The 11,452-nt window shown below is 70.6% G+C and carries 9 protein-coding genes; 6 read left to right on the top strand and 3 right to left on the bottom strand.

Translation table 11 applies throughout. The annotated features are described in order from the left end of the window. The first annotated feature begins 181 nt into the window (after positions 1 to 181). Positions 182 to 694 carry a hypothetical protein gene (locus ACFV0T_RS39930; protein WP_385790110.1) on the top strand — a complete coding sequence of 171 codons (513 nt, stop codon included), beginning with the start codon at positions 182 to 184 and terminating at the stop codon, positions 692 to 694. A gap of 296 nt (positions 695 to 990) precedes the next feature. Beyond that, positions 991 to 1,221, top strand: a complete 231-nt coding sequence (locus tag ACFV0T_RS39925; protein WP_385790108.1) for a transaldolase family protein — start codon at positions 991 to 993, stop codon at positions 1,219 to 1,221. 97 nt (positions 1,222 to 1,318) lie between these two features. Here ACFV0T_RS39925 and ACFV0T_RS39920 read toward each other — a convergent pair whose 3' ends face one another. The 3 genes from ACFV0T_RS39920 to ACFV0T_RS39910 all read right to left on the bottom strand — a co-directional run bounded on the left by ACFV0T_RS39920 (position 1,319) and on the right by ACFV0T_RS39910 (position 5,252). Then, entirely contained in the window at positions 1,319 to 2,821 is a 1,503-nt protein-coding gene (locus tag ACFV0T_RS39920) for an FAD-dependent oxidoreductase (RefSeq protein WP_385790115.1), read from the bottom strand. Positions 2,822 to 2,874: 53 nt separating this feature from the next. Beyond that, positions 2,875 to 3,606, bottom strand: a complete 732-nt coding sequence (locus ACFV0T_RS39915; protein WP_385790106.1) for a class I SAM-dependent methyltransferase — start codon at positions 3,604 to 3,606, stop codon at positions 2,875 to 2,877. 452 nt (positions 3,607 to 4,058) lie between these two features. Beyond that, positions 4,059 to 5,252 (bottom strand): lycopene cyclase family protein, encoded by a 1,194-nt coding sequence (locus ACFV0T_RS39910; protein ID WP_385790104.1) that lies wholly within the window; start codon positions 5,250 to 5,252, stop codon positions 4,059 to 4,061. Between the two features lie 631 nt (positions 5,253 to 5,883). On the opposite strand from ACFV0T_RS39910, the gene ACFV0T_RS39905 reads away from it, so the two are divergent. From ACFV0T_RS39905 to ACFV0T_RS39890, 4 genes are read left to right on the top strand one after another with little or no spacing between them, the layout of a single operon-like run. Continuing rightward, complete coding sequence (locus ACFV0T_RS39905) at positions 5,884 to 7,233, top strand: polyprenyl synthetase family protein (RefSeq protein ID WP_385790114.1); 1,350 nt, start codon at positions 5,884 to 5,886, stop codon at positions 7,231 to 7,233. Then, positions 7,230 to 8,771 carry a phytoene desaturase gene (locus tag ACFV0T_RS39900; protein WP_385790102.1) on the top strand — a complete coding sequence of 514 codons (1,542 nt, stop codon included), beginning with the start codon at positions 7,230 to 7,232 and terminating at the stop codon, positions 8,769 to 8,771. The genes ACFV0T_RS39905 and ACFV0T_RS39900 overlap by 4 nt, the downstream gene beginning before the upstream one ends. Further along, positions 8,768 to 9,796, top strand: a complete 1,029-nt coding sequence (locus ACFV0T_RS39895) for a phytoene/squalene synthase family protein (RefSeq protein WP_385790100.1) — start codon at positions 8,768 to 8,770, stop codon at positions 9,794 to 9,796. Before ACFV0T_RS39900 ends, ACFV0T_RS39895 begins: the two co-directional genes overlap by 4 nt. Next, complete coding sequence (locus ACFV0T_RS39890; protein ID WP_385790098.1) at positions 9,793 to 10,815, top strand: DUF5914 domain-containing protein; 1,023 nt, start codon at positions 9,793 to 9,795, stop codon at positions 10,813 to 10,815. The genes ACFV0T_RS39895 and ACFV0T_RS39890 overlap by 4 nt, the downstream gene beginning before the upstream one ends. The last annotated feature ends 637 nt before the right edge of the window (positions 10,816 to 11,452 follow it).

Here is an 11,452-nt window from a genome sequence, read left to right as displayed (position 1 = left end):
GGACCGCGTACAGCGGTCCGGGCCCGGCGTCTGCGCGCAGTCCTGTGACGGGGACCATTTCGCCTTTCGCGGCAGTTGCCTAGGCTGTCAGGTCACGAGCGGGGCAACGCGGCTCCGCGAAACAGCTCGCAGGACCACAGCAGACGGACACTGGCGAGCACGTTCCCAGGGACCGACCGCCGTGCCCCACGACCTGACACCTGTCATAGCCGCCTCGACCCGCTGGCTCCTGGCCGCCTACCCTTCGCCCGCGGGCGCGTTCAGCCGGGCCTCGGCCGAGGCCCAGGCCCGCCAGGCCGCTACCCTCGCCGCCGTCTTGCGCTATCCCACCAGCGTCGACGTGGAACTGCTTCACCTGCTCGCACCGAGCGGGTCCCAGAGGCTGGACTGGCTCACCGGATGCGACCCGCGCCCGTCGGACGCGGCCTGGCGGACCTGGGTCGACGAAACCGTCGTCAGCTGGGCAGCCTGCTTCCTGGCCGACCCCGTTCTGGCCACCCGCGCCCACAGCGCCGCCCTCGCGACGGAGCACCAGACTGATGCCGGCACCCCGCAGCGGCTGACCGACCCCAGCGCCCTGGACACCGAAGCCGCCCCCCTGCTCCGCCACCCGGACCTGCTGCAAGACGTCGCTGACCTGCACCGACCTCAGCTCATGGAACTGCTGAGCATCGACGGCGCCGGACTGCCGTGACGGGCCCGCAATACGAGTCACCGCGACCGTCACGCTCTCACCGGCATCGAGGGTGGCGAGGGTTGTGGGAGTCACCACCAATCCGACGATCTTCGTCTCCGCACTGTCCCAGGGAGACCGCTACACCGAACAGCTGGCCCGTCCAGGGGGCGAGCGGGTGAGTGTCGAAGACACAGTTTCTCCATCACCGCCGACGACGTGCGGGAGGGCTGCCGGGTGTTGCACCCAGTTCACCAGCGAAGTGCCGGCGTTGACGGGCGAGTCTCGAGCGAGGTCGGCCCCCCGGCCGGCCCGTGATGCCGACGCCCACCGTCATCCAGGCGGTCAGGCTGTGGGAGACGGCTGCTGAGCCGGATCCTTCCGTCAAGATTCCCGCCCTCCGTCAGGGCCTGGCCGCGATCACCGCCGCCGTAGCCCGGGGGATCAGTGTCAACATCACACTGATCTTCTCCCTGGACCGCTACCGCGCCGTGATAAAAGCCCACCAGAGCCGGCTATGGATTCCGCCACGGGCCGCCGTCGTCTGATCGTGAGGTCCAGGTCTTCTCCTGCCCCACGGCCACAGGAAATTCTCCGGCAAATCCGCCGTCCTCATCTTCCGCCGGTGCCGGGCCGCGACTCACGTCACGCTCTTCCCCATCGCGCCAAGCCCCGCAGCACAGCGCTGCGTCCCCGGTCGGGCACGACCCAAAGGGCCTGGCCACGGACACCCCAGCGTTCCAGCAGGGCGTTGGCAGCCAAGAAGCCACTCGTTGCGGCGCGTTCCATCAGCGCCACCGGCAGCGCCGTGCGGACCAGGTCGCCGGCCACCACCAGGCCCGGGTCGGAGGTGCGGACGGACGGACGGTCGGTGTAGCCGCCGACGGGAAAGAGCGGACAGTCGGCTCGCCACTCGTGCCGTTCGTCGACGATGGTCGCCGCGCTCGTCTCCGGATAGACGGCGTGCAGGTGCGCGACCAGGCGCTTCTGCTCCGCATCTCGGGCCGCGCCCTCCGGCCGGGCGTAGGCGTGAAGCTCCACCACTGATCCGCCGGTGCGAGCAGCCCAGCAGGACGCCTCGTCCTCCCATCGTTCGAGGACGCTGACGTTGTCCAGGGTCCCGTAGCCACTGGTGCCCAGGAAGCCTGGCCGGTCATGGGCCACTGGTCGGTCGAGCCAGAGACGCGAGACGAGGAACGGCGGCGCATTGCGCAACCGTGCCACGCGGTCTCGCCACGGGGCGTCGGCCAGGTCCGGGGAGCGGCTGACGACGGACTGCAGGCCGGCTGTGTCCAGGGCCAGTACGACCGTGTCGTGCTGCTGCTCCTCGTCCCCAGCGACGACGACGAAGCCACCGTCGGCCGTGGGCGCGACGGTCTCGACCGATGTGGAGACGCGGACGTCGACGTCGTGGCCCCGCAGATACGCGGCGAGGGGTTCCCAGAGGGCCTTGGGGAAGGGCGCGTCGGGCACGTCGAAGAGCAGTCCCTCGGCGGAGCCGAGGAAGTAGATGTGGAACATCAGCACCATCTCTGCTGCGGACAGCTCTCGGGGGTCCGCGAAGAAGCTGCGGGAGAAGACCTCGAACGCGAGATGGTGCGCGGCCTCGGGGAAACGGACCGACTCCAGGAAGTCGTACGCGCTGACGGCGTCAAGGCGCTCGTACACCTCGGGGACGCGGACGTCGAGAAGAGGCAGGGCGGCGACCGGGTTCATGCGGACCAGGTCGCGGAGGGCGAACGTCGGGCTCAGAGCGACGAATCCGAGCGCGCTCCAGGGCGGGGTGCGCGGGACCAGGCGGAAGCTGTCCTGCAGTCCCCCGCTGTGGCGCAGCGGATAGTCGGCGAGAGCCGCCATCCGGTGCAGCCCCGGGTCGGTCCGCCGCAGCAGTCCGCGAAGGTTGTAGTACTGGCGGAAGAAGGCGTGGAAGCCCCGGCTCATGGTCACCGTGGTGCCGTCACTGAGGTTCACCGGCCAGCCGGCCAGCCGCCCGCCGAGACACGGTTCGCGCTCGTAGAGCGTGACGCGCACCCCTCGTTCGGCCAGGGCGGTCGCGGCCGCGAGCCCGGCGATGCCGCCGCCGACGACAGCAGTCGTCGGCGGGCGTTCACCGGCGACCCGCGGGGTTCCGGGCCGGGGAGCCAGCATCATGGCTCGCCGGTCCCGCCCGCGGCGGGCTACGTTTTGGCGCTGATGCGCCCTCATCGGGCAGTGACCGCGTCGCCGGCCGCGCGCCTGGCGACGACGGTATGTGTGATGCCGGTTTGCCATCCCGGCAGGGGCAGTACTCGTACGCGGTCGAACCCTGCCGACCGGACGCGGCCGGCGAACTCGTCCGCGGTGTCGAACTCGACGACGGTGCGCCACAGATGGCGGTAGAGCGCACCGTCTCCAAGGGCGGTGGCAACGGGGAGCACGATGCCGCCGCACACTGCCGTCCACACCGCGCGGTGGATGACCCGGCCGCTCAGGGTGTATTCGTGCACCGCCAGCCGCCCGTGCGGTAGCAGCAGTTCCTTCACGGTCGCGAGCACCCCGTCGGGGTCGGCCGCGTTGCGGAACAGGTAGGCGGCGAACACCGCGTCGAACGCTTCCCCTACGCCCGCCGGGGTCAGACGCTCCACCGGGGAGTGCAGGAAGGTGACGTTGTCCGGCCAGGGCTTCGCGGTCGCCTGCTCCAGCATGCCGGAGGAAGCGTCCACAGCCGTGATCTCCGCACCGGGAAGCACCGCGGCAAGTGCGGCGGTCGAGGCACCGGTACCGCAGCCGAGGTCAAGCACTCGCCTGCCGCGCCCTTCGTCCGGCAGGCCGAGGCGGCGCGCGGAACGGCGCAGATGGGCGTGGTAGCCCGGGTTGGCAGCCACGAGCCTGTCATAGCTGCGAGAGGCGTGGTCGAAGGCGGCGGCCAGGCTTTCGTCGCGCAGCAGGGTCATGCGGTCTCCGTAAGTCGTCGGGCGGTCCGCGGGGGCCGGGCGAGGAGGACGCGAACGTCTGCGCCCGCGTTCCAGGTCGAGGCGAACGCCGCACGCAAGCAGTAGGCACCTCCTGCACCATGACCGAGGACGTGCTGGTGATTCCTCACCTGCAGCCCGCTCGACCGCGTCGACGCCGTCACCACGTCCGAGCTTCGCCCGAGTGAAGAGATCACCCGCGGCTCTCGCCCCTTTCGTCTGCAGGCCGAGCTCGTGAGCGGAATCCCCGGAGTGAGTACCGATTCCACCGAAGGGATCGTCGCCGAGACGGGCGTCGCTCCAGCACACCTGCCGTACCCGGCAGACATGCCGGCTGGTCGGCCGGCGCACCATTCTCGGCTGCCAAGGCGCCCTCCGATCACAGGCAGTCAGGCTCCTTGAACGGGGTCCACGGGGCCGCGCCCGCAGGGCGGTCACTGTTCGGGAAAGGGTCGGCGGGGCAGGTAGGCGAGCTCCGCGGCGGAACGAAGTATCGGCAACACGGGGGTGTGGACACCAACGGAGAGGTCTTCGTGGAGGCGGGTACGACCGTCGAGGAAGCGCAGCAGGCGCTCCATCGGCACCTGCGTGAAGAGGCGCGCGAAGAAGGCGGCGCCGTCCACCCGGCCGCTGTCCAGGGCACGCAGCATCACGGCATCCATGGCGCGGGAGCGCGCGGAATGCGCGGGCGGCGGCAGCGGGTGCCGCCCTGACAGCAGGGCGCCGGCGACGGCCTGGGCCTGACGCTGCAAGCCGGCGAAGGTGTAGCCCGTCGACGGCCGGGTCGCTCCTCCGGCGGCGCCGATGCGGAAGATCGACGGCGCGGTCTGCCGGGCGAACGGAGCGTCAGTCATGGGGATGACCCCCGTCTCGGTCGAGATGACCTCAAGGTCACGTACGCCGAGCACGTTCTCGGTGTAGTGACGGAGCGCGGCTTCGTAGCCCTGCCGGGACAGGACCGCCGGGGAGAACTCGGTGTACTCCACGAGCGCTTGACGATCGCTGGTGGGCAGCACGTAGCCGAACGACAGGCCCCGCGATGGTTGCGGCACGCGAAAGTCCATGAGCTCGACTGTGCGGGGGTCGAAGACCGGCCGGTCGGAGCGGACGAACCAGCCGTGGAAGTGCTGCAGCAACGTCGTACGGGCGGCCGGGAGGCTGTCGAGCGGACGCGAGTCGAAGAGCCAGCGCGCGCGCACGGTCAGCGGACGTCCAGCGGCGGTTCGGGTGTGGACCTGGGCTCCGTCGGTGATGGGTTCGAGGGTTTCGACGGTAGCCTCGAGGCGCTGGACGTCTTCGCTCTGCGCGAGGTCGTGCGCGATCAGGTTCTCGAAGTCGTTCGAGCGGATCATCTTGTACCGCAGCGGCCAGATATCGTCCTCGATAACCCGGCAGTCCGGGGTGCGTACCCGCAGGTGTTTCCAGACCGCGGTCACGGCCGCGTCATATCGTCCGCCGCCGCTCTCCCAGAAGCACCACGTACGGCGGGGCGGACGCAAGGGTCCCGGCGGGGCGTTCACCAGAAGCACCGACAGTCGGCGTCTCCCGGGCGCGCGGTGCGACAGGAGGTGGGCCAGGGACAGTCCTGCGGCTCCCGCTCCCACGATCGCGACGTCCGCCTCGAGCACGAGCGTTCCCTCCTGGTTTGCGTTGTCGGAAGTATTCCCGCTCGTGCGTCTTCCCGGTCGCAGGCCACGCTGAGCAGTCGGCCGCGCGGCGACTTCGGTGCCGTCGTCCGACACAGCCACCGCAAAAGCGCGGCCTCGGTGAACTCTTATCGATTCCGCATCGGGTCGACCGCCGTGTCGTAGGACTCGTCCCTCCGCGGACAGCGGAGTAATTCGGTGCGGACCGTGACGTTGTTCGCGATTGCGGCAGGGGCCGGCCGGGCAGCTTCGGGACCTGTTTCTGCCTCAAATGGTCGTAGGACGCCAGGTTGAATACGCGGCGATGGGGGAGGGGCGCACGGGGCCGACGAGCATGAGCCACCGGCCCGCAGATTTCTTCTCGGTCGTTCGACGGGCTCTCTCACCATGCGCAGCAGAGTTGATGCGACGAATTGCACCAACTCGTTTCGTGTGCGAAATCGTCTGTCAGGTGTGTGAAGCCGGATTTCGCGGAACAGCTCTACCGCCCTGCGGGCGTCCCCCCGTCAGGAAATGGGCCGCTCCAGTTTCCACCGAATGGCGCAGCCGAATCTGCCGTCGGCGCGGAAAGCGTATCGACAAGGCCAGCTCCGATCACGACGAGAGGAATCGGATGCCACCCAGCAAGGCGAAGGACGGCAGTGCGACCGGAGCGTCGCCCGGCCCGAACCGAGCGTCCCGGCATTCCCTCCTGCCCGCGGCGGATCAGCACCTCGCCGATGCCGCTCGACACGTCAGTCGGCGCCCCGAAGGCGACAAGCCCGGTCCTTCACGCGTTGACGCGCACGACCTCCACGCCATCGACGCCGACGTGCCGGCGGCTGTGGGAAGGTTCCTCGATCGCATCCTGGCCGAGCGCACCGCGCAGGCCGCAGCCCTCGACCCCGTGTTCGCTCACGACCTTGCCGAGCGCGTCGCGCGCTTCACTCTGGACGGCGGCAAGCGCACTCGGGCCCAGTTCCTCTGGTGGGCCTCGCGAGCCTGCGGCGGCGAAGCCCGCGTCGCGGAGGCCGCTCTGCGTGTCGGCGTCGCCCTCGAACTGATCCAGACCTGCGCACTTGTACACGACGATGTGATGGACGGCTCCCGGCTGCGTCGCGGGCGGCTCGCCCTGCACGCGGATGTCGAAGCGCAGTACGGCGAAAACGCCCCGCCTCGGCAGGGTAGGCGCTTTGGCGAGGCGACGGCGATTCTCGCCGGGGACCTGGCGCTGGCGTGGGCGGACGACGTGCTCGCCGACACCGGGTTCGCCGCGGACACCGGGTGTCGGGTGCGCGGCCTGTGGAGTGCCATGCGCACGGAGATGGTGGCCGGGCAGTACCTGGACATCCAGGGCCAGACCACCTCGTCACGTTCCCTGGCCCGTGCGATTCGCGCCGCATGTCTCAAGAGCGCTCTGTACTCCGTCGAGCGGCCACTGGCTCTCGGCGCCGCCCTCGCCGGCGCCGACGCCGCGACGACCGCGGCCCTGTGCTCGGCGGGCCGCTGCGTCGGCATCGCTTTTCAGCTCCGCGACGACCTGCGCGACATCTTCGGCAGTACGCGCCCGACCGGCAAGCCCTCGGGTGGCGACATCCGCTCAGGCAAACCCACCTACCTGATCGCTGTGGCCTGGGCCCGGGCCACAGCGACCGACGACCACCACGCCCTCTCGATCTTGGACGGCTCACTTGGCTGTGCCGACCTCTCCGAGGACGGGCTCGCCGCGGTACGGAACGTCCTTGTCACCACCGGCGCACAGGAGGCGGTCGAGGCCAGGATCGACCGGTTGGTCGCGCGGGGCATGCGGCATCTGGACACCGCGGAGCTCGAGCCCGACGGCCGCCGGCGCCTGCGTGAACTGCTGTACTCCGCCGCCGGGCCACCTCCGGCCCGGCGGCGGTCCTTCGGCTCACCCGGCACCGCGGACGTCATGCCCGTGCCGCTGCGGTCCACCGCCGGTGCCGAGGGGGTTTCCCGATGACCAGGACGATCCTCGGGCGCACGGACCACGTCGTGGTCATCGGCGCCGGGCTCTCCGGGCTCTCAGCCGCGCTGCACCTGCTCGGCGCCGGCCGTCGGGTCACCATTGTCGAGCGTGACCCGCTGCCCGGCGGCCGAGCCGGACGCCTGGTGCACGGCGGCTACCACTTCGACACCGGGCCCACCGTGCTGACCATGCCCGACCTCGCTGACGAGGCCTTCGCCGCGGTCGGCGACAGCCTGCGCGAGCGCGTCGACCTCATTCCCCTCCACCCGGCCTACCGGGCGAGATTCGCCGATGGCAGCAGCATTGACGTACACACCGACGCCGAAGCCATGGAGGCGGAGGTCGAGCGCTTCGCCGGCGCCGGCGAGGCAGCGGGCTACCGGCGGCTTCGCGACTGGCTCCATCGGCTGTACCGGGCCCAGATGCGCCACTTCATCGACGCCAACTTCGACTCTCCTTTCGATCTGCTGACCCCTGACCTGGGCCGGCTCGTGGCACTCGGGGGCTTCGGCAGGCTGGACGCGCGTATCGGGCGCTACCTGCGGGACGAGCGTCTGCGTCGCGTCTTCTCCTTCCAGGCCCTGTATGCGGGCGTCCCGCCGGCGCGTGCGCTGGCCGCCTACGCCGTCATCGCCTACATGGACACGATCGCCGGCGTGTACTTCCCCCGCGGCGGCATGCACGCCGTGCCGCAAGCCATGGCGGACGCCGCTGCCGAGGCGGGTGCAGACCTGCGTTTCGGACAGGAAGTCACCCGCCTCGAACGCTTCGGCGACCGCGTCACCGCCGTCGTGACAACGCAGGACCGCATCGCGTGCGACGCAGTCGTCCTCACCCCGGACCTGCCCGTCGCCTACCGACTCCTCGGTCGCGTGCCCCGCCGGACCGTGCGGATCAGGAACTCGCCGTCGGCCGTCGTCCTGCACGCGGGCACCGACAGGACGTGGCCCGGGCTCGCCCACCACACGCTGTCGTTCGGCGCCGCCTGGAACCGCACCTTCGACGAACTGACCCGCACTGGCGAACTGATGAGCGACCCTTCCCTGCTCATCACTCGCCCGACGGCCACCGACCCGAGCCTCGCCCCGCCAGGCCACCACCTGCACTACATCCTCGCGCCCTGCCCGAACACGGACATCGGACCGGACGCCGCCGAATGGGGCGACCTGGCGCCACGCTACCGCGACAGCATTCTCGGAGAGCTCGAGCAGCGTGGCCTCGACGGCATCAGTTCCAGCATCAAGGAGCAGCGCCTCGTCACGCCGGCCGACTGGCAGGCTCAGGGACACGCGGTCGGCACACCCTTCTCGGCGGCCCACACCTTCGCGCAGACAGGCCCGTTCCGCCCGCGCAACCTCGTCCGAGGAACCGAGAACGCCGTGCTCGCCGGATGCGGCACCACGCCAGGCGTGGGCGTGCCGACCGTACTGCTGTCCGGCAAACTCGCTGCGGCGCGGATCACCGGTCGCACGGCCCGCACGCCCCGCCCTACGCGCAGGGCGCAGGCCGCATCGGAAGGGGCACCATCATGACCGACCGCGAACTCGACGCCGCGGGCATCACCGAACCGGCGCTACGCGGCGCCTACACGCGCTGTCGGCAGCTCAACGCCCGTTACGGCAAAACCTACTTCCTCGCCACCCGACTGCTGCCGATCGAACGCCGACCAGCTGTCCACGCGCTCTACGGCTTCGCCCGCTGGGCCGACGACATTGTCGACTCCACGGACGCCACCGTCACGGTCGAGAAGCGCTCCGCGGCTCTCGCCCGCCTCCAGACGCGCCTGGAGCAGGGACTTCGGGACGCGGACAGCACCGAACCCGTGGTTCTGGCGCTCGCCGACACGGCCCGGCGTCACGGCATCGACCACCAACACTTCACCGACTTCATGGCATCCATGCGCAGCGACCTCCACGTCACCGACTACGCGACCTACGAGGACCTGCGGAAGTACATGCACGGCTCCGCCGCGGTCATCGGACTGCAGATGCTGCCGGTCCTCGGCACGACGGTCCCGCGTGAGGAGGCGGCGCCGCACGCGGCCGCCCTCGGCGTCGCGTTCCAGCTGACCAATTTCCTACGAGACGTCGGCGAGGACCTGGACCGCGGCCGCATCTACCTCCCCGCCGACTTGTTGCGGGCGCACGGCGTGGACCGGGACCTGCTGTATTGGAGCAGAAGCACCGGCCACCGCGACCGGCGCATCACCGAGGCGCTGAAAGCGGCCGAGCGCCTCACTCGCGGTGTCTACCTAGAGGCGGCGCCGGGACTCGCGATGCTCGACCGGGTGTGCCGCCCGTGCATCAGGACGGCCTTCGTGTTGTACGGAGGAATCCTGGATGCCATCGCCGCTGACGGGTACGCGGTGGTGCATCGGCGTGCCGTGGTACCTCGTCGGCGCCGCGCCGCGGTTGCCTTGGACGGCCTGGTGCGCACGGTGGCGACCCGCGTGGAACTGCGTGTCGGCCCCCGGCGGGCCGTACACCCGGACTCGACGCGGTTTCGAAGCGGCACCTCCCGGCTCTCGTCCGCGCAGGACCATGAGGAGGTCGCGTGACTTCCCGCCGCCCCGCCCCACGCGCACGCTTCCCGTTGTCGCTGCGCCGGCATCCGGTGCCCTGGGAGCGCCAGCGTTCGACCTGGCGCGAGGCCAGACCCGCCGTGATCGCGGAGGCATTGAAGCGGGCACATGCCCGTCCTTCCGGCAACTGGTACGTCATCGGCGCCACGCGTGGCGTCCCCCGCGACCAGCCCCTCGCACGGACTGTCGCCGGACAGGAGGTCGTCGTGTGGCGCGACGCCGTGGGCCGGCTCGTTGCTGGACCCGGGGTGTGCCCGCACCTCGGTGCGCCGCTGCGGGACAGCCCCGTGCGCTGTGGCACGCTCGTGTGCCACTGGCACGGCCTCGCCCTGACGGGCAAGCCGTTCGCGGGCTGGGACCCGCTGCCCGTGCACGACGACGGGTTGCTGACATGGGTGAGGCTTGACAGCGCGGGCGGCGAGCCGCCGCTGGTCGCACCGGTTGTCCCCGTCAGACCCGCGCTGCCGGGCGGGGTGCCGGCCGTCTACGCGGGCGTCGGGACCTGCGAACCGGAGGACATCGTCGCCAATCGGCTGGATCCGTGGCACGGCGCCTGGCTGCACCCGTACTCCTTCGTCGATCTCACCGTCGTTGACACACCTGAGCTCGGACAGAGGAACGGGGAGGCCGAGGACGGCTTCGCCGTCGACGTCTCCTTCAAACTGGCCGGGCGGCTGGTTGTGCCGGTGCGGGCCATCTTTACCGCTCCCGAGCCGCGTACGGTCGTCATGCGCATCGTGGAAGGCGAGGGGCAGGGATCCGTTGTCGAGACGCATGCCACCCCGCTCGGTCTCGATGACCGGGGCAGGCCGCGGACGGCCGTAGTGGAGGCGGTGGTAGCTGCCTCCGACCGTCGAGGGTTCGCCGTGGCGCGCGCGCTGGCCCCGTTTCTGCGGCCGCTCATGCGGGCCGTAGCCGGACGACTGTGGCGCGACGACCTTGCGTACGCCGAGCGGCGCTGGCAGCTGCGCTCCACCGGCCGCTTCCCTGGCTGAAGCGGCGAGCAGAGACTGCCTGACCCGGACGCCGGACGGGTGCTGTCGGAAACGCTCCAGGCCGGAGCGGCGGTTGAGCACGGACGCGACCAGCCGCGGTGCCGGATCGCTCGTACGACTTGATCACCAGTGGGCCGCCGTATGTAGCGTGCTTGTCCTGCCACCGGCCGTACCCGTACCGATGCTGGCTCCGGCGATCCGTCCGGACATCTCGCTGGCGCGGCGTCGGCGGAACATCTGTCGGTGAGCCATGTCATGGGCGAGCAGGGCCAGCTGCCCGAAGGCGATGGCCAGGAAGGCGGCACCTGCCAGTGCGAATCAGGGACAAGCTCGGCCCTGGTGTCATCGGCCCTGCCGCCGTCCAGGCGCGCCTCGTGAACCTGCCCGCCTGCCGGGCGTCGTGAAAGGGGTGTGGCGCATGCTGCCTCAACCACCTGGAGTGATCCCCGCCTGGCCGTACGGGTTGCCGCACTGGCCGTACGTGACGGCGATCGACGCCGTTCTGACCGCCCGGGGCATCCCACCGGGCATCGTGCGGGCCGACCGCACGGGGCGCGACCAGGGCGAGCGGACGTACATCGTCCTGGCGTGGGATGTCAGCCGCACCGCCGGAGCCGGCGGTGTACGCCTGCACTGG

Origin of the sequence: Streptomyces sp. NPDC059582, assembly GCF_042735715.1 — a bacterium.
Lineage (GTDB): Bacteria > Actinomycetota > Actinomycetes > Streptomycetales > Streptomycetaceae > Streptomyces.
The sequence above is the reverse complement of the archived record's forward strand: the minus strand, read 5'-3'. Positions and strand labels throughout refer to the sequence as shown.